At 62.9% G+C, this 25,267-nt stretch carries 21 protein-coding genes; 14 read left to right on the top strand and 7 right to left on the bottom strand.

What is annotated here, in order from left to right:
• Positions 1 to 105 precede the first annotated feature (105 nt).
• Complete coding sequence (locus CA260_RS16115; RefSeq protein ID WP_111984044.1) at positions 106 to 1,383, bottom strand: ATP-binding protein; 1,278 nt, start codon at positions 1,381 to 1,383, stop codon at positions 106 to 108.
• 116 nt (positions 1,384 to 1,499) lie between these two features.
• The gene (locus CA260_RS16110; RefSeq protein WP_111984043.1) at positions 1,500 to 3,032 is read right to left on the bottom strand and encodes a peptide MFS transporter; all 1,533 of its coding nucleotides are present in this window, start codon (positions 3,030 to 3,032) and stop codon (positions 1,500 to 1,502) included.
• A 230-nt stretch (positions 3,033 to 3,262) separates the two neighbouring features.
• Here CA260_RS16110 and CA260_RS16105 point away from each other — a divergent pair, with 230 nt between their 5' ends.
• The 4 genes from CA260_RS16105 (at position 3,263) to CA260_RS16090 (ending at position 5,816) form a co-directional block, all read left to right on the top strand.
• Positions 3,263 to 3,634: a diacylglycerol kinase gene (locus CA260_RS16105; RefSeq protein ID WP_111984042.1), complete on the top strand. Its 372-nt coding sequence runs from the start codon at positions 3,263 to 3,265 to the stop codon at positions 3,632 to 3,634.
• A 166-nt stretch (positions 3,635 to 3,800) separates the two neighbouring features.
• A complete protein-coding gene (locus tag CA260_RS16100; RefSeq protein WP_111984041.1) occupies positions 3,801 to 4,418 on the top strand; it encodes a LemA family protein in 618 nt (205 codons plus the stop codon).
• Entirely contained in the window at positions 4,418 to 5,311 is an 894-nt protein-coding gene (locus CA260_RS16095; protein WP_238149819.1) for a TPM domain-containing protein, read from the top strand. Before CA260_RS16100 ends, CA260_RS16095 begins: the two co-directional genes overlap by 1 nt.
• Position 5,312: 1 nt before the next feature.
• A complete protein-coding gene (locus tag CA260_RS16090) occupies positions 5,313 to 5,816 on the top strand; it encodes a TPM domain-containing protein (protein ID WP_111984039.1) in 504 nt (167 codons plus the stop codon).
• A 185-nt stretch (positions 5,817 to 6,001) separates the two neighbouring features.
• Here CA260_RS16090 and CA260_RS16085 read toward each other — a convergent pair whose 3' ends face one another.
• Positions 6,002 to 8,863, bottom strand: a complete 2,862-nt coding sequence (locus CA260_RS16085) for a TonB-dependent receptor plug domain-containing protein (RefSeq protein WP_111984038.1) — start codon at positions 8,861 to 8,863, stop codon at positions 6,002 to 6,004.
• Positions 8,864 to 9,702: 839 nt separating this feature from the next.
• Here CA260_RS16085 and lgt point away from each other — a divergent pair.
• From lgt to CA260_RS16065, 4 genes are all read left to right on the top strand, one after another.
• Positions 9,703 to 10,602: a prolipoprotein diacylglyceryl transferase gene (gene lgt / locus CA260_RS16080; RefSeq protein WP_111984037.1), complete on the top strand. Its 900-nt coding sequence runs from the start codon at positions 9,703 to 9,705 to the stop codon at positions 10,600 to 10,602.
• Between the two features lie 3 nt (positions 10,603 to 10,605).
• Entirely contained in the window at positions 10,606 to 11,400 is a 795-nt protein-coding gene (locus CA260_RS16075; protein WP_111984036.1) for a thymidylate synthase, read from the top strand.
• Positions 11,401 to 11,727: 327 nt separating this feature from the next.
• Positions 11,728 to 12,216 carry a dihydrofolate reductase gene (locus CA260_RS16070; RefSeq protein ID WP_111984035.1) on the top strand — a complete coding sequence of 163 codons (489 nt, stop codon included), beginning with the start codon at positions 11,728 to 11,730 and terminating at the stop codon, positions 12,214 to 12,216.
• Positions 12,217 to 12,254: 38 nt separating this feature from the next.
• A complete protein-coding gene (locus CA260_RS16065) occupies positions 12,255 to 13,190 on the top strand; it encodes a Nudix family hydrolase (protein WP_111984426.1) in 936 nt (311 codons plus the stop codon).
• Between the two features lie 6 nt (positions 13,191 to 13,196).
• On the opposite strand, the gene coaE is transcribed toward CA260_RS16065, so the two are convergent.
• From coaE to pilB, 4 genes are all read right to left on the bottom strand, one after another.
• Positions 13,197 to 13,820 carry a dephospho-CoA kinase gene (gene coaE, locus CA260_RS16060; protein WP_111984034.1) on the bottom strand — a complete coding sequence of 208 codons (624 nt, stop codon included), beginning with the start codon at positions 13,818 to 13,820 and terminating at the stop codon, positions 13,197 to 13,199.
• Positions 13,817 to 14,674 carry a prepilin peptidase gene (locus tag CA260_RS16055; protein WP_111984033.1) on the bottom strand — a complete coding sequence of 286 codons (858 nt, stop codon included), beginning with the start codon at positions 14,672 to 14,674 and terminating at the stop codon, positions 13,817 to 13,819. The genes coaE and CA260_RS16055 overlap by 4 nt, the downstream gene beginning before the upstream one ends.
• A 66-nt stretch (positions 14,675 to 14,740) precedes the next feature.
• Complete coding sequence (locus tag CA260_RS16050) at positions 14,741 to 16,009, bottom strand: type II secretion system F family protein (protein WP_111984032.1); 1,269 nt, start codon at positions 16,007 to 16,009, stop codon at positions 14,741 to 14,743.
• A gap of 158 nt (positions 16,010 to 16,167) precedes the next feature.
• On the bottom strand, positions 16,168 to 17,889 hold the full coding sequence (gene pilB, locus CA260_RS16045; RefSeq protein ID WP_111984031.1) for a type IV-A pilus assembly ATPase PilB: 1,722 nt from the start codon (positions 17,887 to 17,889) through the stop codon (positions 16,168 to 16,170).
• Between the two features lie 214 nt (positions 17,890 to 18,103).
• Between pilB and CA260_RS16040 the strand changes: the two genes are divergently transcribed.
• The 6 genes from CA260_RS16040 (at position 18,104) to CA260_RS16015 (ending at position 25,092) form a co-directional block, all read left to right on the top strand.
• On the top strand, positions 18,104 to 19,279 hold the full coding sequence (locus tag CA260_RS16040) for a DegT/DnrJ/EryC1/StrS family aminotransferase (RefSeq protein ID WP_111984030.1): 1,176 nt from the start codon (positions 18,104 to 18,106) through the stop codon (positions 19,277 to 19,279).
• Positions 19,280 to 19,376: 97 nt separating this feature from the next.
• A complete protein-coding gene (locus tag CA260_RS16035) occupies positions 19,377 to 20,231 on the top strand; it encodes a glycosyltransferase family 2 protein (RefSeq protein ID WP_111984029.1) in 855 nt (284 codons plus the stop codon).
• A gap of 21 nt (positions 20,232 to 20,252) precedes the next feature.
• Positions 20,253 to 21,476, top strand: coding sequence for a glycosyltransferase (locus tag CA260_RS16030; RefSeq protein WP_111984028.1), 1,224 nt, complete (start codon positions 20,253 to 20,255; stop codon positions 21,474 to 21,476).
• Between the two features lie 47 nt (positions 21,477 to 21,523).
• A complete protein-coding gene (gene asnB / locus CA260_RS16025) occupies positions 21,524 to 23,305 on the top strand; it encodes an asparagine synthase (glutamine-hydrolyzing) (RefSeq protein WP_238149788.1) in 1,782 nt (593 codons plus the stop codon).
• 4 nt (positions 23,306 to 23,309) lie between these two features.
• Positions 23,310 to 24,425, top strand: coding sequence for a glycosyltransferase (locus tag CA260_RS16020; protein WP_172461871.1), 1,116 nt, complete (start codon positions 23,310 to 23,312; stop codon positions 24,423 to 24,425).
• Between the two features lie 58 nt (positions 24,426 to 24,483).
• Positions 24,484 to 25,092: a methyltransferase domain-containing protein gene (locus tag CA260_RS16015; RefSeq protein WP_111984025.1), complete on the top strand. Its 609-nt coding sequence runs from the start codon at positions 24,484 to 24,486 to the stop codon at positions 25,090 to 25,092.
• The last annotated feature ends 175 nt before the right edge of the window (positions 25,093 to 25,267 follow it).

The following is a 25,267-nucleotide window of genomic DNA, read 5'->3' as shown; positions in this document are numbered from 1 at the left end:
GCCCGCTGGCTCGACAGACGTCCAGTCTGCTTTCGCCAACGGCCCTGTGGCCTGCGAACAGACAGGGCGGGTGACGACGGCGATACTTAGTCAGTGTTGCCTTAATTATGGCGCGGCAACGACCGTCAGGGGCAGCCGCAGCCGCATCTGGGCGCCGCTGCCGGTATTGCTTGCGGTCAATTCGCCCTCGAGGCGTTCCGCGGTGGCCTCCGCCAGTGCGAGGCCGATGCCCAGGCCGGTCTGCTTGCGCGACTGGCCCAGCACGCCGAGTTCATCGGTGTCGGTAAAGCCCGGCCCGTGGTCGATCACGATCAGCTCGAGCCATTCTCCATCGCTGCGCACGGTCAGCGCGACGGCCTGCGAATGGTTGGCCGCGGAGGCATCCGCGGCGTTGTTGAGCAGGTTCAACAACGCATGCCGCAAGCCGGGTGGCGTCCGCAGCACGGTACGCGCGGCTTCCTGGTCCATCGCCAGGGCAAGATCGGCTTCGGGCCGCAGCAGCTGGAAACGCTCCAGGCAGCCATGGATGAACCGCTCCACCGTGAGCAGTTCGGGTTCCTGCGAAAGTTGCGCCTTGCCGAACGCCACCATCTCGCGAAGGATCGTGCGGCAACGGTCGACCTGGCTTTCCAGCAGTTCCAGGTCCTCGGCCAGCGCCTTGTCCTCCGCGTGTTCCCGACGCAGTTCGGGAAGCAGCGTGCGCATGGTCGACAGCGGCGTGTTCAGCTCATGCGCGGCTCCTGCGGCCTGGGTGGCGATGGCGAGGATGCCTTCGTCACGCAGGGCCCGTTCGCGCACGCGCTGCACCTCCAACTGCTGGAAGCGCAGGGAGCGTGCGAGGCGCTTGGTGAAGAAGCCGAGCAGCAGGGCCATGATCACGAAGTTCACGCCCATGCCAAGTACATGCAGCGAGAAGCCGTACGCAGTTTCGCCGTGCATGGGCGCAGGAAGCGGCACGTACCAGAACAGCAGCACCACATAGGCCGCGCCCACCAGCGAGGCGACCGACAGCAGGGCGCTCACCGGCAGCGCCGCCGCGGTGAGCGCGATCGGGACGATCAGCAGGGTAATGAACGGATTGCTGGCGCCTCCCGTGAAATGCAGCAGGTAGCCGAGGATCAGCGTGTCCACCGCCACGTGCAGGATGGTCTCCCACTGCTTGATCGGCCAGGGCTGCGTGAGACGCCAGGCGGCGAACACCGCGAACACTGCCAGCGAGCAGATGCCGACCATGAGCGGCAGCAGCGGGATGTCCAGATGCATCCAGAGCGCGCAGACCAGTACCGCCGCGCTCTGCCCGGCGATGGCGCAGATGCGCAGCCAGGCCAGGCTGCGGAAGAGGGGGCGAGGGCCGATGCGCTGCTGGGAGTGGGAAGGTTTCATGGACGCGATGGTAGTAGGTTTGCGCCGCCGCCCCGGTCAGCGGGCAGGTCGCTGCGTCCATCAGTCGCGCCGGCCCCAAAACGACGATGCCCGCCGGAGAGGCGGGCATCGGGAGGTCAGACCTCTTCGCTGTGCACGGCCGGCAGCGGCGTGTGCGCTTCGGCGTGACTGCGCGACAGTCGATTCATCAGCGGCAGCATCACCAGCGCGATGACCGTGCAACCCACACCCACGAAGCCCAGCTTGTTGAACAGGGACACGTAGATGTTGAGCGACTCGACCGGGCTGCTGATGTTTTCCGGCATCGCCGCGAGGTTGGCCACTACGCTGCCCAGGTACTGCGAGATGCCCACGGCCACGTAGTACGCGCCCATCATGAAGCCGCCCATGCGAGCCGGCACGTAGCGCGCGATCATCGCCAGGCCCAGGCCGCTCACCAGCAGTTCGCCCAGCGAGTACAGGCCGTAGCCCCAGATCATCGTCCACGAAGACACCTGGCCATCGACCGCGCTCAGCGCGCCGAAGCCGTACATGAAGAAGCCCAGCGCCACGGCAGCGAAGCCGAAGGCAAACTTGGCGGCGACCGACGGATCCTTGCCCACGCGACCAAGCGTGTTGTAGATCGCCACCAGCACCGGGCTCAGCACCACGATCCAGATCGCGTTGAGGTTCTGGTACTGCTCGGGAATCCAGTTGAACAGGTGGATACCGAACACATCGAACGAGAGGTTGACGTTCTTCTGCGCGAACAGGTTCAGCGACGTCGCCATCTGCGCGTAGAAGATGAAGAAGAAGATGGTCTGCACGGTGAGCACCAGCGCGGCGATCAGGCCGGCGCGCTCGCTCTTCTCGGCATTGCGGATCAGGTGCACGAAGATGCCGAGAATCACGATGCCGGCGAGGTACACGCAGATCTTCGCCGCCAGCAGGCTCTGCAGGATGAAGGCGGAAATGAACACCAGCACCAGCGACGCGCCGAACAGCGCAAGCACGCGGTTCATCTGCAGCTTCTGCTCATCAGCGGGCGAGCCGATGTGTGCCAGCGTGCGATGCATCAGCGAGTAGTTGGCCAAGCCAAGCGCGAGGCCCACGGCACACGCGCCGAAGGCGGTATGCCAGCCCATCGCATCGCCGTAGTGGGCGCCGACGTAGTCGCGAATCCACGGCGTGGCCGTCATCGAGACCATCGAGCCGACGTTCACGGCCATGTAGTAGATGGTGAAGGCGCTATCGATACGGACGTCGTCGCCCTCGTAGATCTTGCGCACCAGGTTGCCGGCGTTCGGCTTGAAGAAGCCGTTGCCGACGATGATCACGCCGAGCGCGCAGTACAGCAGCGTCGGGTTGTCCGAGGGAATCCACAGCATCATGTAGCCCAGGGCCAGCACGACGGCGCCGACGACCATGGTGCGGCGGGTGCCGATGAGCTTGTCGCCCACCCAGCCGCCGATGGCGGGGGTCGCGTAGATCAGGGCGGCGGCCGCGCCCCATACGAGGTTGGCCTTGGTGTCGACGAAACCGAGCTTCTTCATCATGTAGGTGACCATGAGCACCTGCATGCCGTAGAAGCCGAAGCGCTCCCACATCTCGATCAGGAACACGGTGCTGAACGAGCGGGTCTGGGAGACCGGTGGATTCTGGATTGCCATTCGATTGTCCGTACTGCGGTTCATACAACGACCGCCAGGCGGTCGGCTCGCGTCACCCGGAAATGGGTCACAAAAACCCGTGAAGGGTAACCGATCTGTCATTCAGGTCTCGTTGCGACGCCGCAAGCAGGAAACTGCGACGCGGACTGGCCGGACGGGCTGTGGCATCATTCCCCGCTTATGCCCGCCAGACGGGTGCGGCCCGGCCGCGAGCTCACGAGGACAACACCATGGCCGCCACCGGTTTTCGCGGACCCCGACAAATCTGGAACGCCTTCAAGTGGTCCATGAAGGGCCTGCGGGCCGGCTGGGAGCACGAGGCCTCGTTCCGCCTGGAAGTCTGCATCGCCATCGTGCTGGTGCCGCTGGGGCTGTGGGTGGGGAACGGCGCGCTGGAGAAGATCGCGCTGATCCTGCCGCCCATCCTGGTGCTGTCGGCCGAGCTGCTCAATTCGGCCGTGGAGGCCGTGGTGGACAAGGTCAGCCCGGAGTTTCACGAACTGGCGGGACGGGCCAAGGACATGGGGTCGGCCGCGGTGTTCCTGCTGCTGATGCTTACCGCCCTGAGCTGGGGCCTCATTCTCTGGCCGCGCCTGGGCTGAGAGCCGCATTTGTAGGAGCGCACCCAGTGCGCGAGAAGCCGACGGGGCGAAAACACCCTGACGCCGCGGTCGCGCACTGGGTGCGCTCCTACAGGTAGTCATCCCGAGATTGCACCCTTCACGGCGGAATGCTGCAATGGGACCTCCACCGGATCGGAGCCACTCCATGAAACTTCTTCGTGCCCTTGCATTGCTGCTGGTCGTTGCCGGCCTTTCAGGCTGCGGCTACAACGCCATCCAGCGCCAGGACGAGGCGGTCAAGGCGGCCTGGTCCGAGGTGCTCAACCAGTACCAGCGTCGTGCCGACCTGGTGCCCAACCTCGTCAACACGGTGAAGGGCTACGCGCAGCACGAAGAAAAGGTGCTGACCGAGGTCACCAATGCACGCGCCAAGGTGGGCAGCACGCAGCTGTCTACGGACGACCTGAACAATCCCGAGAAGCTCAAGCAATTCCAGGCCGCGCAGGGCGAGCTATCCAGCGCGCTGTCGCGACTGATGGTGGTGAGCGAGAACTATCCGCAGCTCAAGGCCGATGGCCTGTTCCAGAACCTGCAGGCGCAGCTGGAAGGCACCGAAAACCGCATCACCGTGGCGCGCAACCGCTACGTGCAGTCGGTGCAGGAATACAACTCGATGATCCGCACCTTCCCGAACAACCTCACCGCCAAGATGTTCGGCTACCAGGTGAAGCCGAACTTCTCCGTGGATAACGAAAAGGCCATCTCCACGGCGCCGACGGTCGATTTCGGCAACACGCCCGCGCCGGCCAGCACGGCGCACTGATCATGACGCGGCGCTTCACGCGCCTGTTGCTGGTGCTGGCGATGGCGCTGCTGTCGCCGGCTCTTGTGCATGCGGCGGACGACGTACCCAAGCTCACCCGGCACGTCACCGACCTTACGGGCACGCTCACGCCGCAGCAGGTCGATCAGCTCGACGCGCAACTGGTGGCGCTGGAAAAAGCCAAGGGTGCGCAGCTCGTGGTGCTGATGGTGCCCACCACGCAGCCCCAGGAGATCGCCGAGTACTCGCTCGCCGTGGCCGAGGCCAACAAGATCGGCCGCAAGGGCACGGATGACGGCTTGCTGCTGCTGGTGGCGAAGAATGATCGTCGCGTGCGCATCGAAGTGGGTTATGGCCTCGAGGGCGCGATTCCCGATGCGGCGACGGCTCGCATCATTCGCGAGTACATCGCGCCGAAATTCCGCGTCAACGATTATTACGGCGGCATCAACGACGCGCTGGGTGCGCTGACCCAACTGGTGAACGGCGAAGCGCTGCCTCCGCCGGTGGAGAGCGGGCATCGCGAGCGCCGTGGCATCGACTTCGGCCACATCCTCCTGATTGGCGTGTTCGTCGCCTTTTTCCTGCGTGGCATCTTCGGACGTTCCGCCATCTGGCTCCGCACGCCACTGGGTGCGGTGCTGACGGGTGGCCTGCTGTGGCTGCTCGCGGCATCGATTGGCGTCGGCATCATGGGCGCACTGATCGGCGGCGTGCTGATGTTGCTGCCAGCCGGCGCGGGCCGTTCCATCGGCGGCGGTGGTTGGGGTGGTTTTGGCGGCTGGGGCGGCGGTGGTTTCGGAGGCGGCAGCAGCGGCGGCGGCTTCGGGGGAGGCGGCTTCAGCGGCGGTGGCGGCAGTTTCGGTGGCGGCGGTTCGTCGGGGAGCTGGTGACATGGCGCGCACGCAACGACTGCTGATGAACCTGTTCGATGGCTGGTTCCAGATGCGTCGTCGTTTCCCGCGCAGCTTGCTCGACGAGATGACCACGGCAATCGCACACGGCGAGCGTGAGCATCGCGGTGAAGTCTGTTTCGCCGTTGAGTCGCGACTGGCGCCAATGGCCATATTGGAAGGCCTGGACGCGGACAGACGCGCCCAGCAGGTGTTTGCGCAACTGCGTGTGTGGGACACCGAACACAACAGTGGCGTGCTGTTCTACGTGCTAATGGCCGAGCACCGCGTGGTCATCATCGCCGACCGCGGCATCGCGGCCGTCGTGAGCCAGGCCGAATGGGATGCCGTGCGCGACCACATGCTCGCCAGTTTTGCCCAGGGCGCATGGCGTCAGGGTTGCCTTGATGGCATCGGCGAAGCGCACGCCTTGCTGAAACGCCATTTCCCCGGCAACGACAAGGCGAATCCGGATGAGCTGCCGGATCGGCCGGTGTTGCTGTAGGGCGACCTGAGGAACGTTGATCGCGCACTGGGTGCGCTCCTACAAAGAGCATCCGCGTCATTCTGTGGGAGCGTACCCAGTGCGCGACCGCAGCGCTGCGACGTCTCCTCAGTGCGTCATTTCCACACACCAAAAAAAGGCGGGCCCGAAGGCCCGCCCTTTCGAAGATCGCAACTCTTTCGAGCTTAGAACTTCTGGTTGTACGACACGTAGAAGTAACGGTCGATGTCGAACGCCGGGTTGTACGGCGAGCTGCCGGTACCCGAGGTGGTCACCGAGTAGTAGTACGGGCCCTTCTTGTTGAAGATGTTGTTCACGCCAACGGTGAACACGCCCTTCCACGGAGCCGTGTAACGGAACTGCGCGTCGTTGAACGCCACCGAACCCTTCTGGCTCATGCCATAGGTGCCCCACCAGGGGTTGGTGTAGCTCGGGGACGAGCACTCGATGGTGTCGGTGTAGCAGTTGTCCTTCAGGCCCGAGTAGTAACGGACCGTCCAGCTGGCACCGAACTCGCGGTAGTCCCAATCGACCTGCAGGTTCGAACGCAGACGGTACAGGCCATCCTCGCCGTACATGAAGCCGACCGGGGTCTTGGCGGTAGCGCCCGGACCACTGACGATTTCGTACTTATTGAGGTAGGTGCTGTCCGAAGCGATGCGGAAGCGGCCGAACGAGGTTTCCGGCAGACGGTAGTGGATACCGACGTCGTAGCCTTCGGTCTTGAGCGTACCCAGGTTCGACAGACCCTCGTTGAGCTGATCGATCGAGCCGGCCACGAGGTTCGAGGTGGCGGTACCGCTGCGGTGGAAGTTGTTGCAGAAGTTCGAGTCGCCCTGGATGTAGCAGAAGTCGACGATGTCCTGCGCCAGCACCGAGGAGATGATGTTCTTCACGTAGACGTTGTAGTAGTCCACGGTGAAGTCCAGACCTTCCACCTGATGCGGGCTGTAGACCAGACCCAGCGTACGGGTGATCGAGGTTTCCGGCTTCAGGTTGGCGTTGGAGCCCGACAGGAACGCGACCGGCGTCTGGCCACCATTGGTGCTGGTGATCTGCGCACCGGTCTGGTCAACCTGGCGGTAGTTGGCCGGCACGCCAGCGGCGGCGCAGCGCTGTGCCACGGACGAGCTGGTGGCGGCCGCGCCGTACTTGCTGTCGCACGGATCCAGGAACGTCTCGAAGCTCTGGCCGGTACCGCCGTACAGATCGCTGATGGTCGGAGCGCGGAAGCCCTGAGCCCAGGTGCCGCGGACCAGCAGGTCCGCGAACGGACGCCAGCGGAAGCTGTACTTGTTGTTGGTGGTGCTGCCGAAGTTGCTGTAGTGCGAGTAGCGGCTGGCGATGTTCAGGCCCAGTTCCTGCGCACCCGGCAGGTCACGCAGCAGCGGCACGTCGAGCTCGGCGTACGCTTCGTTCGTGTTGTAGGCGCCGGAGGTCGGGGCGCTGGCCAGGTTGGTGGTCAGGCCCTGCGAGTCGGCAGCGTCCGGACGGAAGTTGCCCTTCTCGCCACGGTGCTCCACGCCCACGGCCAGGTTGACCGTGCCGGCCGGCAGGTCGAACAGGCCGCCGGAGACGTTGGCGCTCCAGTCGGAGGTGTAGCTGGTCTGGCGATCGGTGCCGACGTAGTTCACATAGTTCCACACCGACTGCGGGGTACCACCCGGGCCAGCGAGGATGTTCCACGGCACGCAACCCGCGGCGCGGTCAGCGGCGCTGGCGCAGGCGACCTGGCCATTGATGATGGTCGTCGGGCCCAGGGCCGCGCGAGCATTCGGCAGGTAGATGTTGCCGGTGGTGACCTGCTTGATCTTGTTCTGGTCGAAGGTGAAACCGGCGTCCCAGCTCCAATCGTGGCCGAGGAACTGGAAGTAGCCGTCCACGCCCAGGTCGACGTGCGCGAGCTTGGAGTTGGAGTCCGTCACGCGCGGCATTTCCACCGTGCGGCGGAAGAATTCAACGTCCTGGCCCGGGAACGGGTTGTAGGCGTTCTGGCCGCTGATCAGGATGGCCGGATCGGCAGCGCCGGACTGGAACGGATAGCCCGCCAGCTGGCTGGAGGTGTCGCGGGTGCTGTAGGTCGCGGCGCCGTGCAGCGTGATGTTGTCGGTCAGCTTGTAGCGTTCCTGCACGAACAGGTTCTTCAGCTTCGAACCGGCGCGGAAGGTCATGTCCTTCTGCGTGTTGTACTTGTCGGCCGTGCTGGTCGGGTCGTACAGGTGGTAGTTGTTGATGTCGTTGGTCGCGGTCGAGCCGTGGTTGATCACGTACTGATCGCCCGTGGTCGGATCGACCACGCGGCCCCACGGGCCCAGGCCCAGGCCGGCGTTCGGATGACGCGGACCCTGCGCATAGCTGGTATCGCTACGCTTGCTGTTCCACATCGGATCGGTGTTCTGGTACGAAGCGCCGATGATGATGGAGTTCTTCTCGGTGCTGTGGCCCCAGGTGAAATCGTAGTTCTGGGTCTGGCCGTCGCCCTTGCCGTTCTGGCCGTAGTAGACGTTGGCTTCGGAGCCTTCGAACTTCTCCTTGGTGATGATGTTCACCACGCCGCCGATGGCGTCGGAGCCGTAGATCGAGGACGCGCCATCCTTGAGGATGTCGATGCGATCGATCATGGAGACCGGGATGGTCGAGAGGTCGGTCAGGCCGGACAGGCTGGTGCTCCAGCGCTTGCCATTGACCAGCACCAGCGTGCGCTGGGAGCCGAGGTTGCGGATGTTGACGTAGCGGCCGCCGACGTCAGCGCCGGAGGACAGCGTGTCCTGCGGGGTGATGTCCGGAGTGCCGGCCGACGGCATGCGGGCCAGAATGTCGTTGACGTTGGTCAGGCCGGTCGCCTGGATCGCAGCGCGGTCCATGGTGAAGATCGGCTGGGACGTTTCCACGTCCACGCTGCGAATGCGCGAACCGGTAACGGTGACGGTCTCAAGGCTCTTGGCCTGGTCGGCCTGAGCGGGGGCAGCATCCTGTGCGGCCACCGACCACGTCTGCAGCACGAGCGCTGCGGCGATGGCAGTAGCCAGCAGTGTCTTTTGCTTCATTGTTAGAAACTCCGAACAAAAAATAGCCAGCAGCCAGCGCTCTAGGCTGGACATCTGGATATGGGGATGGCGCGCATTCCCTGGGGAAGAGACTGAGCACCGTGGCATCGCCGGGCTTGGGGGACAGGCGACGTAAACCGAAGTTAAAACAAAGTGACGGTTTGGTGCAACCTCGCTGCCACGTTCAGGTGATAAAGGAAGAGGCGGTGATCGCGCGACAGATCATCCGTTGTCGCAAATAGGTTTGCGACAATAGCCTTGCGATCCGTCGGGATCGTGCCGGGGAGCCTGTAGTCCCAGTTGTTTGTCGAATGACGCCTGATGCCTCGGTGCCTTGCCTTTTGAGCACTTTCAATGCGCAGGTCATGCATTGGGTGGCTCGGCCGGGGCCGCAGATGAATATACGTGCGGGCATAGCGTGCGTATGAGCAAGCCGAGCATCGACGGACTCTGGGCAGGGCCATCGAAGCGATGGCCCAGGCGGAGCTCCGCGATTCGTGGCGACGAGGCCGTACGTCTGAACGTGCAGTCGGAGGGAGCTGCGACGGGCACTTCCAGGCGCAGTGCGTTGTTCATCGTCGCGGGGCGTCGGTGCAGCGAAGACGCGACGTATGACTGGCAAGTGCAAGACCGTCGCGTCGATTGGAGGCTCGGTCGGATCGCATAAGCCCGTATGGGTTCTCGCTGCCTTGCTGCGCAGAGGCTGCACCGTCGGTCGCTGCTTGCGACTCTGACGGGCGCGGCTTGGCGCTGGGCAGTCGATAGCGAGACCGGGCCCGGGGCTACCCGCGAAGACGGCAAGGCCGGCTAAACTTGGGTTTTGTCACCTGCTGCCGCCCATGACCCAGCCTTTCACCGTCGCCATCAATCCCGTGGCCTTTCACCTTGGGCCGCTGCAGATTCACTGGTACGGCCTCATGTACCTCGGCGGTTTCCTCGGCGCGTGGCTTCTGGCCGAATGGCGCCGCCGACACGGCCGCCTGCCGGTGACGCGCGATGCGCTCGGTGACTTGGCTTTCTACGTGATGATGGGCGTGATCGTCGGCGGACGGGTCGGCTACATGCTGTTCTACGCCGACATCCACTGGATCTGGCAGGACCCGATGGCGCTGTTCCGGGTGTGGGATGGCGGCATGAGTTTCCATGGCGGGTTGCTTGGCGTGCTGGCGGCGGGTCTGTGGTGGTCGCGTCGCAACCAGGTGCATTTCTTCGACACGGTGGATTTCGTGGCGCCGCTGGTGCCCATTGGCCTGGGCCTCGGGCGTCTTGGCAACTTCATCAATGGCGAACTGTGGGGCAAGCCCAGCGACGTGTCGTGGGCCATGATCTTCCCGAACGCGCACGCCTATGACGTGGAGTGGGCCGCCTCGCACCCGCAGTGGCAGGCCGCGCTGGCGCAGTTCGGAGCCTTGCCGCGCCATCCTTCGCAGCTGTACGAAATGCTGCTCGAAGGCGTCACGATGTTCACGGTGCTGTGGCTGGTATCGATGAAGCCGCGGCCGCGCTACCTGATTTCCGGGCTGTTCGCGCTGATGTATGGCTGCTTCCGGTTCGCCGTCGAATTCGTGCGCCTGCCGGATTTCCCGCGACCCGGCTACATCGCCTGGGGCTGGCTGACCATGGGCCAGATCCTTTCGCTGCCGCTGATCGTGGTGGGCATCGTGCTGCTGGTGATGTCGCGCAAGGCGCCGACGCTGCGCCTGTACACCGTGGCCATGCCGAGCCAGGAAAAGGAGTAAGCCATGCGCGCCTACCTCGACCTGCTGCAGCATGTGCTCGACCACGGCGTCGAGAAGGCCGATCGCACCGGCACGGGCACGCGCAGCGTGTTCGGTTGGCAGATGCGTTTCGACCTGGCCAAGGGTTTTCCGCTGGTCACCACAAAGAAGCTGCACCTGAAGTCGATCATCCATGAGCTCATCTGGTTCCTGCAGGGCGACACCAACATCGCCTACCTCAAGGAACACGGTGTCAGCATCTGGGACGAATGGGCCGACGAGCAGGGCGAACTCGGGCCGGTGTACGGCCAGCAGTGGCGTGCGTGGCCTACGGCGGATGGCGGCACCGTCGACCAGATCCGCTGGGTGGTGGACGAGATCCGGCGCAACCCGGATTCACGGCGGCTGGTGGTGAATGCATGGAACGTCGGCGAACTGCCGAAAATGGCGCTGATGCCATGCCACGCGCTGTTCCAGTTCTACGTCGCCAACGGCAAGCTCAGTTGCCAGTTGTACCAGCGCTCGGGTGACATCTTCCTTGGCGTGCCGTTCAACATCGCCAGCTATGCGCTGCTGACCCATATGATCGCGCAGGTCTGTGGACTCGGTGTCGGGGATTTCGTGCACACCCTGGGCGACGCCCACCTGTACAACAACCATGTGGAGCAGGCGCGCCTGCAGCTGTCGCGCGAGCCGCGGCCGCTGCCGACCCTGCAACTGAACCCGGACGTGAAGTCGGTCTTCGACTTCCGCTTCGATGACATCGCCATCGTCGGTTACGAGCCGCATGGCGCCATCAAGGCGCCGGTGGCGGTGTAACACTTCCGCAAGTCGCCGATGGACGTGGGTTGCGTCGGCGCATCCTGCTAAGATCGGCCGGCGCGGCGCCATCGGCCCGGCGACGCGAGCCGTCCCCACTGTCGATGAGAGAGCCTGTTCGATGTCTCTACGTAGCCCTTCCTCGCTCCTCAAGGCCGGCGCCACCCATGGCGCCGCCCCGCGTGCGGGCCGGGTCTGTTTGCCCGCCATCCTGCGTCATCACTCCGTCGTGTATCGACATACACTCCATCGTTCTTCCTTGGCTTGCGCGCAAACGGATCCCGGCGCGGGCAACGTGAAGACATTGAACAGGCTCTAGGGATTTCCATGGCTATTTCGCTGATCGCCGCGCTGGACGAAAACTTCGCCATCGGCCGTAAGGGACAGCTTCCCTGGCATCTGCCGGACGACCTGCGGTGGTTCAAGCAGCTGACCGTCGGCAAGTACGTGCTGATGGGCTACAACACCGCGGTCGCCATCGGCCGTCCGTTGCCTGATCGGACGAACCTGGTGCTGACGCGCCGGCATGAGGCACCGTTCCCCGGCCAGATCACCGTGCGCTCGCTGCCGGAAGGCCAGGCGAGGGCAGGTGGCACGGGGCTGATGGTGGTCGGCGGTGGCGAGGTCTATGCCGAAGCGCTTCCGCACGCCAAGCGCCTCTACCTCACCTGGGTCAACGCTGCCGTGGACGGCGCCGACACCTTCTTCCCCGGCGTGCACTTCAGCGAGTGGACCGAGCTGTCCCGCGTGCACCACAAGAAGGACGCCGACCATCGGTATGACTTCGACATGGTCGAGTACATCCGCAACGACTGAGTGTTCCGTTGACGTCGATCCATCCCGAGCGCCGTGCCATGCACGTCATGGCCGGCGTCATGCTCGATGCGCAAGGTCGCGTACTGTTGGCGCAGCGGCCGCCCGGCAAGCATCTGGCCGGGCTGTGGGAATTCCCTGGCGGCAAGCTCGAAGAGGGCGAACTGCCGGCCGCGGGCTTGGCCAGGGAGCTGCATGAGGAACTCGGCGTTCAGGTGACCACACCGGGCGACTCGTTGATCCGCATTCCATGGCGCTACGGCGACCGCCTGTTGCTGCTCGATGCGTGGGTCCTGCGCCACTGGCAGGGCGAGCCCGTGTCGCTGGAAGGGCAGGCGCTGCAGTGGTGCGAGCTGGACGCGATCGACCTCGCCATGCTGGCGCCGGCCGACCGGCCCATCCTGCGCGCCTTGCAGCTGCCGGAGCGCTATCCGATCACCCCGGCCGACGTCGCACCGGAATCGTTCGACGCATGGCGTGAGCGACTTGTGCGCGCCCTGCGTGCGGGTGAGCGGTTGATCCTTCTGCGTTTTCCACGCTGGCCATTGGAGCGGGTGAGGGAACTGGCCGATACGCTGTTGCCCCTGGCGCGCCGCCAGGGTGCCCAGTTGATGCTGAGCGGTGACGTGGACGGCGCAAGGGAACTGGGCCGGGGCGTTGGCGTGCAACTCAAGGCCCGGCAATTGATGGCGCTGGAGTCGCGGCCCCTGCCGTGGGACCAATGCGTGGGCGCCAGCTGCCATGACGCTGACGAGCTGGTTCACGCCCGTGCCGTGGCGGATTTTGCGACCCTGTCGCCAGTGGCGGCGACAGCAACCCATCCGGATCAGGTTCCGCTGGGCTGGGATGCATTCCGGCGGATGGTCGATGCCGCCGCCTTGCCGATCTACGCGTTGGGCGGCATGCGCGACCAGGACATGGCGACGGCGCGGCAGGGTGGGGCGCAGGGGGTTTCCGGTATCCGCGGATTCTGGTGACCGCGCTCAGCGCTTGGCCAGCGCCAGTGCCAGGTATTGCCGATGCAGCCGGCCTACCGCGCCATCGAGCTCGGCTTCGTCGCCGTGGTTTTCGATGACGTCATCGGCCAGCTTGAGCCGGTCGGCACGACTGGCCTGGCGTTCGATCATGCGCCTGGCGAGGGCCTCGTCGATGCCATCGCGGCGCAGCAGCCGATCGAGCTGGACGACCTCGGGCGCATCGACCACAAGCACACGGTCCACCCAGCGGTAGTGCGCCACGTTTTCGGCCAGCAATGGGATCGCCAGCAGGCAGTAGGGCCCGCGGTCGGCGACGGCGCGGTCGTGCAGCCAGGCCCGCACGCGTGGGTGAATGATGGCTTCCAGCGCCCGCCGTTCTTCGTCATTGCCAAAAACGCGCTGGCGCATGGCGGCGCGGTCGAGCTGCCGCTGCGCGTCGAGCACGCCGGTGCCGAAATGGTCGACGACGGCGCGCAGACCATCACTGCCCGGCGCGATCACCTCCCGCGCCGCGATGTCCGCATCGTACACATGGATACCCAGGGCCTCGAATCGCTTCGACACCGCGCTTTTCCCCGCGGCGATGCCGCCGGTGAGCGCAACGACGTAGCCCAGGTGTGGCGTGTTCATCGCATGCCGGTCAGCTGCGCGTAGTGCTGCCACAGCCAGTCCCCGGCCACGAACCAGGTCCAGCCGGCCGCCGCGATGAAGGGGCCGAACGGCATCGGGATATCCCGCTCATGCTTGCGCAACAGGATCAATGCACCACCGACCAGCGCGCCAATCAGCGACGACAGCAGGACGACCGGTAGCAGGGCCGTCGGTCCCATCCATGCCCCCAGTGCCGCCAGCAACTTGAAGTCGCCGTAACCCATGCCTTCCTTGCCGGTCAGCAGCTTGAACAGCCAATACACGCTCCACAGGCTCAAGTAGCCGATGGCCGCGCCAATGATGGCCGTCGCCGGCAGCACGAACATCGACAGCACGCTCAGCAGCAGGCCCATCCAGAGCAGGGGATAGTTGAGCTGGTCGGGCAGGTACTGGGTCCGGAAGTCGATGCCCGAAAGAGCAATCAGCATCCAGGTAAACACCAGGCCCGCGACAGCCGGCCACGTCGGGCCGAACTTCCACACAACCACCGCGCTCAGCACGCCGCCCAGCAATTCCACCAACGGATACTGGATGGAAATCGGCACCTTGCAGTACCGACAGCGCCCGCCCAGCAGCAGCCAGCCGAACAACGGGATGTTGTCCTTGACCGCCAGCGGGTGCTTGCAATGAGGGCAATGGGAGGGCTCGCGCACGATGCCCGGCGGCATCGTCTGCTCCTCCGACGACATCTCCAGCGTATCCAACGCATCCCGCCGCCACTCGGCTTTCATCCGCTCCGGCAGGCGCAGGATCACGACGTTGAGAAAGCTGCCGACCAGCAAGCCAAGCACGCCAGCGGCGAGGATCCAGGCCCAGAGAGGAAGTTCGAGCATGCGTGGTTCCAGGAGCTATAAAAAAGGCCCCCCTCCCGGCGGGAGAGGGGCCTGGATTGAAAGAGCTTACACGGTGCCTGCGAGCTTGAAGATCGGCAGGTACAGCGCGATGACCATGCCGCCGACCACCACACCGAGGATCACCATGATCAGCGGTTCGAGCAGGGTCGACAGCGTATCCACGGCCGTGTTGACCTCCTCCTCGTAGAACTCTGCGACCTTGAAGAGCATATGGTCGAGTGCGCCGGACTCCTCGCCGATGGCGGTCATCTGCACCACCATGTTGGGGAACAGGCCGGTCTGGCGCATCGACAGCTGCAGCTGGTGGCCGACGGCGACGTCGTCACGCATCTGCAGGACTGCCTCGCCGTAGACAATGCTGCCGGTGGCGCCCGCTACGGCCTCCATGGCTTCCACAAGGGGCACGCCCGCCCTGAAGGTGACGCCCAGGGTACGTGCAAAACGCGCAATCGCCGACTTGCGCAGGATGTCGCCCATGACCGGCAACCTCAGCGCGACGCGATCGAGGAAGTGCGCAAACTTGGGCGAGCGCTTGTTGGCCATGACGATAGCCACGACAGTGCCGACGATGCTGCCAATCACGAGCCACCAATAAGCCTTCATGAATTCCGACGCGTTCATGACGATCTGGGTGGGTACCGGCAATTCCGCACCTGCATCCTTGAAGGTCTGGGCGAAGACCGGCACGACGAACAGCAGCATGATCATGCTGACGAGCATGGCGACAGCCACCACCATGGTGGGATAGAACAGGGCCTTCTTGATCTTGGCCTTCGTGTTCTCCATGCGTTCCTTGTACGTCGCCACCGTATCCAGCACGGTGTCGAGCACTCCCGCCGATTCACCGGCATGCACCAGGTTGCGATAGAGCTCGTCAAATTGGATGGGATACTTGGCCAGCGCCTCGTGCAGCGCTGCGCCGCCTTCAATGGTCTGCTTCACGTCCGTCAGCATGTTCTTGAAGCGGACGTTTTTCTGGCCATCGGCGATGATCTCGAAGGCCTGCACCATCGGCACGCCGGAGGCCATCATGGTGGCGATCTGGCGGCTGAAGATCGCTACGTCGCCCGGTTTCACCGTGCTGCCCGTGGAGCCGAACAACGGCTTCCCGCGCTCTCGCACCGTCTGCGGGTTCATGCCTTGTCGCCGCAGTTCGGCCTTGACCAGCGAGGCGTTCTTCGCAGTCATTTCGCCCTTCATGCGCTTGCCACGCTTGTCCAGCGCGACCCATTCATACATGGTCAGCGCACTGACCTGTGCGCGTTGCGCGGCAAGTTTGGCAGTGTTCTTCGCGGTGGCGGTGGCCGTGGCCATTGCAATGTCCCCTGATGGTACGGTCGGGCCGCCTCAGGAGGGCGACCGCTCTTGTCTTGTGCAGCTTAAGTCATTATTACAGCTCAATTCGTGGCACCAGGCGCAACTCCGGTGTGACGAGTCCCCTATTCAGCCCTTCCAGGCCGAAGGAGGGGAGACTAATCCTTGGTCACACGGTCGATCTCGGCCAGGCTGGTGACGCCCTTCTTCACCTTGAGCAGCGCGGACGCGCGCATATCGTTGATGCCGGCTTTCCGTGAGACCTCGGCAATCTGAAGTGCGTTGCCGCCCTGCAAAATGATCTTCTGGATTTCCTCCAGCATGGGCATGACCTGGTAGATGCCCACGCGTCCCTTATAGCCCTCGTTGCAGCTGTCGCAGCCGACGGCTTCGTAGATCGTCAGCCCGGCATCGATCTCTTCCTGGGTAAAACCGGCGTCCAGCAGCGCCTGCGGCGGCAAATCCATGGGACGTTTGCAGTCATGCAGGCGGCGAGCCAGGCGCTGCGCAATCACGAGGCTGACGGATGAGGTGATGTTGTAGGGCGCGATGCCCATGTTCATGAGGCGCGAGATGGTCTGCGGGGCATCGTTGGTGTGCAATGTGGACAGCACCATGTGACCAGTCTGAGCCGCCTTGATGGCGATTTCGGCGGTCTCCAGGTCGCGGATTTCGCCGACCATGATCACGTCCGGATCCTGGCGCAGGAAGGAGCGCAGGGCCGCGGCGAAGGTCATGCCTCGCTTGGTGTTCTGTTGGACCTGGTTGATGCCTTCTACACGAATTTCCACCGGATCTTCGACCGTCGAGATATTGCGCTCGGCCGTATTGAGGATGTTGAGCGCGGTGTACAGCGAAACCGTCTTGCCTGAGCCGGTAGGGCCGGTAACCAGCACCATCCCGTAAGGTTTGTGGATGGCGTCGAGATAGAGTTTTTTCTGACTGTCCTCGTAACCCAGCGCGTCGATGCCGAGCTTGGCTGCCGAGCCGTCCAGGATACGCAACACGATCTTTTCGCCGAACAGCGTGGGCAGCGTGCTGACGCGGAAGTCCACTGCACGGCTCTTGGACAGGTTGAGCTTGATGCGGCCGTCCTGCGGCACGCGACGCTCGGCGATATCCAGGCCCGACATCACCTTCAGGCGGGAAGAGATGCGAGAAGCCAGCTTCATCGGGGGACTCGCGACGGCCCGCAGCATGCCGTCCATGCGCAGGCGGACACGATATTGCGTTTCGAACGGCTCGAAGTGGATGTCCGAGGCGCCGCGCTTGATGGCGTCCACCAGGATCTTGTTGACGAACTTGACCACCGGCGCATCGTCGGTCGCATTGGCGTCGATGCCGGTGCTTTCGGCTTCGTCATCGCCACTTTCCAGCGCCAGCTCGTCCAGGTCACCGCCCCCGAGGTCGGGCAGCGTGCTGCTCATGGTATTGAGCGTCGTCTCGATCGTGCGCAACAACTGGCCGCGCTCGACGAGGATCGGTTCCACCATGCAGTTGGAGTGGAACTTGATTTCATCCAGCGCATGCGACTGCATGGGGTCAGAGATGCCGACGAACAGCCGCTTGCCGCGTTTGAACAGTGGCAGCGCGTGATGCTTGTTGATCAACGCTTCGCTGATCAGGTTGGCCGGCATCTGGCCCGGCGAGATGGCAGACACATCCATCACCGGCATGCCGAACTCGTCCGAGGCGATGCGGGTGAGGCGGCTGCTATCGACCAGATTGTGGTCCAGCAGCCAGGCAGCCAACGAGGTCTTGTGCTGCAGCGAATCGGCGACCGCCTTGCGCACGTCGGCTTCCGGCAGTACGTCCTCGGACACCAGCCTGCGTGCCAAGCCCGAAAGACCCGCAAGCGAGGGTTGCATTAGTGTTGACATGGCGATACTGACTCAGCCCCCTGATTGAAAGGGAATTTACCCCAGTTGGACGGGTTGGTCACGTAAAGGCGAAATGACGGATGCCCTTAGGTGACGCGGTGCACATACTGGGCGGATGGCTAGTCCATGCAACGGCCGTGCCTCTAGGTATTGTCGTGGACGGCCCGGGCCAGGGTGGGATAGAAAGGGCGCTTCGTCTCGCAGATGACCTCCCGTGGCACAAGTAGACAATCCGGTTCCTTTCCTGGTCTTTGGGGCCCCCCGTATCGAAGAGCCTGAGATTGCCGAGGCGGAGGCGTGCCTGCGTTCCGGTTGGCTGGGCACCGGACCGCGCGTGGCACAGTTCGAGCAAGACTTTGCCGATTGGCGGCACGTGCTGCCGTCACAGGTGGCCGCAGTCAATTCATGTACCGCCGCGCTCCACGTGAGCATGGTGGCTGCCGGGCTCGAGCCGGGCAGCGAGGTCATCACTACCCCGTTGACCTTCTGCGCCACCGTGAATGCCATCCTGCACGCCGGCTTGAGCCCGGTGCTGGCCGATGTCGATCCGGTCACACAGAACATTGATCCCGACGCGATCGAAGCAGCCATTACGCCGCGCACTCGCGCCATCCTGCCGGTGCACTTTGCCGGCCGCCCCTGCGATATGGGGCAGATCATGGCCATCGCTGAGCGCCATGGCCTTCTGGTCATCGAGGATTGTGCGCATGCCATCGAGAGTGAGTACCGAGGACAGGCGGTCGGGACCTTCGGCGACTTCGGCTGTTTTAGTTTCTACGTGACCAAGAATGTAGTCACCGGCGAGGGTGGCATGATCCTCGGGCGCGATGAGGAGCACGTCGCCCGTGCCCGCATTCTGGCGCTCCATGGCATGAGCAAGGATGCCTGGCACCGCTTTGGCGACAAGGGCTACCGGCATTACCAGGTGGTGGAGTGCGGCTTCAAGTACAACATGATGGATCTGCAGGCTGCGATCGGAATCCACCAGTTGGCCCGGGTCGAGCAGAACTGGGAGCGACGGCGTGAACTCTGGTTGCGCTATGACGAGGCATTTGCGGGCCTGCCCATTGGGCTACCTGCGCCGGCAGAGGCAGATACGCGGCATGGCTATCACCTGTACACGATCATGGTGGATGAGGCCCGCTGCGGTATCAGTCGCGATGATTTCCTCGAGGCAATGAATGCCGCCCGCATCGGCACTGGTGTGCATTACCTCTCCATTCCGGAACACCCGTATTACCAGCAACGCTTCGGGTGGCAACCGGAGCAATGGCCCCAGGCCATGAGCCTGGGCCGCCAGACGGTAAGTCTCCCGCTATCGCCCGCCATGACCGACGAGGACGCACGGCGCGTCGTAGAGGCGGTAACGGCGATAGTGGGTGGCTCCTGAGACAACCGGCACGCGGATCCACCGCAAACGTCAAATTCACCACAGCCATTGGCCGGGCCCCGGTTTATCATGCCGTGGTCTATCGGGGGGAGCCCATTTGAGTCATCTAAGCATCATCCTGCCTGCCAAGAACGAAGGGGAGGCTTTGAAGGAGCTCCTGCCTCGCTTACGCGCTGCCCAGTCGGACGCGGAAATCATCGTGGTGGACGATGGCTCGACCGACGATACGCGCGATATCTGTGCCGCCGCAGGCGTGACTTGTCTGTCGTCGCCCTATTCCATGGGCAATGGCGCCGCCATTAAACGCGGTGCCCGGGCTGCCAGAGGCGACGTGCTCGTGTTCATGGACGGCGATGGGCAGCACGACCCGGCGGATATTGCCCGGTTGATCGAGAAGCTGGAGCAGGGCTACGACATGGTGGTGGGTGCGCGCGACTGGGACAGCCAGGCGGGCGTGGGGCGTGGCGTCGCCAATACGATCTACAACTGGCTCGCCACGCGGATGACCGGGCAGGTCGTGGAGGACCTTACCTCGGGTTATCGTGCCGCGCGTGCCGCTCGGTTTCGCGAGTTCCTGTATCTGTTGCCGAACGGTTTCTCGTATCCGACCACCAGCACGATGGCTTTCTTCCGAAGTGCCTATCCGGTGGCTTACCTACCGATCAAGGCTGCGCAGCGGATCGGCAAGAGTCATATCAAGCCGATCAAGGACGGCGTGCGCTTTTTCCTGATCATCTTCAAGATCGCCACGCTGTACTCACCGTTGAAGCTCTTTGCGCCCACAAGTTTGCTTTTCTTCCTGTTGGGTTGTGCCAACTATGCACGAACTTTCTGGGTAGATGGCCGACTGACCAACATGAGCACGCTGATGTGGAGTGCGGCGGTGATCATTTTCCTGATCGGATTGGTCTCGGAGCAGATTACGTCATTGATCTACCGTCGCGATGCGTAAGGTGATCCGCGTGATACGGCCATGAAGACACTGCGTTTGCTTGCAATGACGACGTCGTATCCGTTACGTCCGGGCAGTTGCGCTGGCATATTCGTCCAAAGCCTTTATCGACACTTGTCGGCGGCCTGCACGATAGAAGTGGTGTGCCCGGCCGATTCAAATCCGACGCAATCAATACCCGGCGAAGGTGCGGCATCGGGCATTCAGATTCATGCAGTGCGTTACGCTCCCAGGGCATGGCGCACATTGGCCCAAGGCTCGGGCGGGGTCGTGACCGGCTTGCAGCGCGCGCCTTGGAAAGCATTTCTGCTTCCGGGTCTGCTATTAGGCTTGTTCTGGCGCTGTCTGTTGCTCGCGAGCCGTGCTGATCTGATCCATGCGAACTGGTCAGTGTGTGGGGCCGTGGCAGGGGGCGTTGGACGTCTGCGAAAGAAGCCCGTCATCACGACGTTGCGGGGAAGTGATGTGGCGCGCTCGGGGCGGTCAATGGTGGACCGGATGATTTTGGATCTGGCCGTGCACAACAGCCGAATCGTGATCTGTGTTTCAGAGGCAATGGCCGAAAATCTGCGGGCGAAATATCCGCACCGTAGCGCTGATATCCATGCATGCCTCAATGGCGCCGACGACGCGTTCTTCCAGGTTGACAGGAATATTTCCGCCGATGGCTGCTTGCGCGTGCTGGCGGTGGGCAACCTGATTCGCCTGAAAGGCTTTGACGTTCTGGTCGAGGCTGTTGCACGCGCGCGGCATCGAGATCAGATACACGTATGGATCGTGGGTGGCGGACCCGAGCGTGAGTCTTTGCTCTTCCAGGCAGCATCCCGCGGCGTGTCTTCCTGCTTCACTTTTATCGGCCCGCTGCCTGCTACCGATATGCCGAAGTGCTTTTCCGAGGCGGACGTATTCGTCCTTTCCAGTCGTTCGGAAGGTCGGCCCAATGTTGTCGTGGAAGCCCTGGCGAGCGGCCTGCCGGTCATCTCTACCGATCTGGAAGGTGTGCAGGGGATGGTAAACGACGGTGACAACGGTTGGCTGGTCGCGATCGATGATGCAGATGCATTGGCCGACGCTCTGGACCAGGCAGTCGGCAATCGCTCGGAACTTCATCGTCGTGGTGAGCGTGCGCGTGCATTTGCGCGCGTACGGATCGGAACCTGGACCGATACGGCGCGTTGTTATGAAGCCTTGTTTCAGGCCGCGCTGACAGCAGACGAGAGACATCGCTCCTCATGTGCGGAATAGCCTTTCTCCGGGCTCCGGCAATTCCAACCGGGGCACGACGCGAACGCATGGACGTCGCCTTGCAGCGACTCAGGCTACGCGGACCCGATGAGTCCGGAAGCTTTGTTGGCGATGATTTCGTGGCCGGACACACGCGTCTTGCGATCATTGATCTCAAGGGCGGGCACCAACCCATGCGTGACCGCAGTGGACGTTGGGTCCTTGTGTTCAACGGCGAGATCTACAACTACCGGGAGCTGCGCACCCTCTTGGCGGGGCGCTGGGATTTCCGGGATGACAGCGACACCGAAGTGCTGCTTGCCGGGTTGGTCACGGAAGGTGCAAGGTTCATCGAGCGCCTGGATGGCATGTGGGCGTTCGTGCTGCACGATACGGCTTCCGGCGACCTGTTGCTTTCCAGGGATCGTTTCGGCAAGAAACCCCTGTATTACCGGCGCCATGGCGAGACGTTTGCCTGTGCCTCCGAGTTGCCTGCGCTGGCAGCGCTGACTCCGGATGTGGCCATCACGGAAGATGCGGCGGGCATCGCAGACTATTTCCGCTACGGTTACGCATTGCCAGGCAAGACCAGTGTGGCGGGCGTCAGCGAAGTCCTGCCCGCGCATACACTGTGGCTGGGCGCCGATGGCGCCATGGTGCAGGAGCGTTACTGGACGCCATCGGTCGAGCCTTGGACCGGCAGCTTCTCCGAAGCTGCCGAGCACGTCCGGGAGCTGTTGACGCAAGCCGTACGCAGGCGCCAGTTGGCGTCCGATGTCGAGGTCGGGGCCTTCCTTTCCGGCGGCATCGATTCAACCACGGTATGCGCGCTGGCTCAGGAACCCGGATTCGGGAAATTGCGAACGTTCACGGCCGGCTTCGCCGAGCCGACGTACGACGAGCGCGCTCCGGCGGCACGCGCCGCATCCGAGTTGGGCACGCTGCACACGGCTGAAGAGATCAGTCCGGAGGTGGCTGCGGCCCTTGCGGCCGACCTTCCTCGTCGCATGGGGCAGCCGTTCGGAGATTCGTCGCTGGTACCAAGCGCACTGGTCGCTTCCGTAGCGGCCAAGCACGTCAAAGTCGTATTGACGGGCGACGGTAGCGACGAGATTTTTGGTGGATACGCCAGGTACATGGGGCGCCTGTTGCGGCAGAGGTATCACCGCTTGCCGGCTATGTTGCGCTCGATGGTCGAACGCAGCGTGCTGGCGACGCCCGAGCCTTACGCGCATCACAGCGGCAGCTTTTTGAAACGCGCGCATCTTTTCGTGCGGTTGGCCCGAGAGGATAGAGATACCTATATCGGGCCGCCTGCCATCCGCAAAGAAACGCTCGCGCAGCTGGTGCCCGGGCTGGGCGCGGGAAATTCCATGCCGGATCGGCCGTGGCCCGATGATCCGGCCGAACTGCGGCACATGCTGCTGATGGACTGCCTGGTCTATTTGCCTCAGGACATCCTGCAGAAAGTCGACCGCGCGACGATGATGCATTCGCTCGAGGCGCGTAGTCCTTTTCTCGACAAGGCGCTCTTTGAATTTGCAATTCGCCTGCCGTGGCAATGGCACTTCTCGGGAATGCGAGGAAAGCAGGTATTGCAGGCGGCCATGCGCGGTCGCGTGCCCGACTTCATCTGGAATCGTCGCAAGCAAGGGTTTGCATCGCCGGTCAGTCATTGGCTGCGCGATTGGCTTGGCGGTGATCTGCTGGCCATGACGGCGTCAGGCGACACGGGTGTCGTGAATCCTGCGGGACTGCGAGCCCTTCTACTGGAGCATCGAGCAGGACGTGCCGATCATTCCCAGTCCTTGTGGTTGGCCTATGCGTATCTGCGCTGGCGTATTGGTTGAACACATGGCGATACATGCTCATCGCCTCTTGCTGGTATTGCCGAGTCTCGAACAAGGTGGCGGCGAGCGCGTATTGCTGCAATTGGCAGGATCTTTCCTCGCCGCAGGACGGGATGTTCATATGGTCGCGCTGCTTGGCGGCGGCCCGCTGCGTTCGCTTGTTCCAGATGCGGTGACATTGCACGAGTTGATCGATGCCGATGACGCACCTAGAGGCCTTGCGCTGGCGTGGAGGGTATTTCCCGGATTGGTATCGCTTATCCGTTCGGTCAGGCCTGATGCCGTGCTGAGCACGATGACCGGCACGAATTTGCTGATTGCGTTGGCTTGCATGCGAGCGGGCATCCGCACACGCCTTGTCTTGCGGGAAGCATCCAGTCTCGTTAACACAAAAAGTGCCCTGATACGACACGCTATGCGTTGGCTCTATAGGCAAGCTCACGAACTGGTTGCCGTGTCGGCAGGGGTTGCCCAGGATCTACGTACATTAGGCCTTTCGAAGGATCGTATCCACGTCATACGCAATCCGGTCGATGTCGATCGGCTACGGCAGCTCGCGGCTGTCGGCGTCCCAAAAGCGATTCAGGATAATGGCCCGTACGTGGTTTCTCTCGGACGCTTGACCGAAGCCAAGGACTTTCCGACCTTGCTGCGGGCGTATGCATCCAGCAGGTTGCGTGGCAGTCATCGCCTCGTCATTGTTGGAGATGGCGAGCAACGTGCGAACCTTAAGAACCTTTCGCGGGACCTTGGTGTGGCGGATCGTGTCCTCCTTATGGGAGCCATGGATAATCCGCATGGTGTAGTGGCTGGCGCTGCCATGCACATCCTGTCTTCCCGCTGGGAAGGCTATCCGAATGTGCTACTGGAGGCGTTGGTACTGGGTGTTCCGGTGGTGTCAACAGATTGCCCGCATGGCCCGAGTGAAATACTCGATGGTGGGCGATATGGCCGGCTCGTGCCTGTTGGCGATGTCGCCGCTTTGGCGGGCGCGATGGACGCCGAACTGGGGCAGCCATTACCTGCAGTCGAAACACTACTCATCGCTCACAACCATCAGGTCATTGCGTCCCACTACTTGGCTTTGCTGGATGGCGCACACTGGAACGGACCACCATGAGCACGCACATGGACTTATCGATGAAGGCGAGGCGACGTTGGCATGATAGTGTTTCCGAATGACTTTCATCGATAAAATCCAGGTCGCCGAGCGTTTGCGTTACGGCCAGCGTCTTGCACTGGAACTTGGGTGCGGGCCGCGTAAGCGATATGCTGATGCCATTGGCATCGATAGGCTCGATTATCCCGGTGTCGATATGGTCGGCGACGTGTTTGAGATTTTGCGCTCACTGCCCACCGCATGCGTCCAATCTGTCCATGCCTACCATTTTTTTGAGCATGTAATCGATTTGCCAGCTCTGCTCGAAGAAATTGCGCGAGTACTGAAGCCGGGCGGCTTACTGGATGTGGAAGTCCCACATTTTGCTAATCCATATTTTTACTCCGATCCGACGCACTCGAAGTTTTTTGGGCTATATACATTTTCATATTTGGCCCGCGACGGGCTATTCCATCGTCGTGTTCCAGGGTACGGTGGGACGGTGTTTTTCGAGCTGGTCGATGTGCGGCTCGATTTCGACTCCCCCTTTCTTGTTCGTGGATTGATTAAGCGAACTATCGGTCCACTGTTCAACCTCACGCGCTGGTTGCAGGAGTTCTACGAAGAAAATCTGTGCTACGTTCTGCCGTGTTATCAACTGCGCTTTAGCCTGCGGCGTCTACCCTAGGGGGAAGTATAGGGATGGTGATCCTGGGCCTCATCAGGATCGGTCTGCCCATTTAATCGTCCTGTTGGGCTGAACGTTCGCTCCGATGGGCGCGACGCAAGTTTTATTTTCTTAGATTATTTTGCGCGCAATGGCGGAGTCCGTGATGTCTGTCGATGGATTTGCTGCCAGGCAG

Source organism: Dyella jiangningensis (assembly GCF_003264855.1).
Lineage (GTDB): Bacteria > Pseudomonadota > Gammaproteobacteria > Xanthomonadales > Rhodanobacteraceae > Dyella > Dyella jiangningensis_C.
The sequence above is the reverse complement of the archived record's forward strand: the minus strand, read 5'-3'. Positions and strand labels throughout refer to the sequence as shown.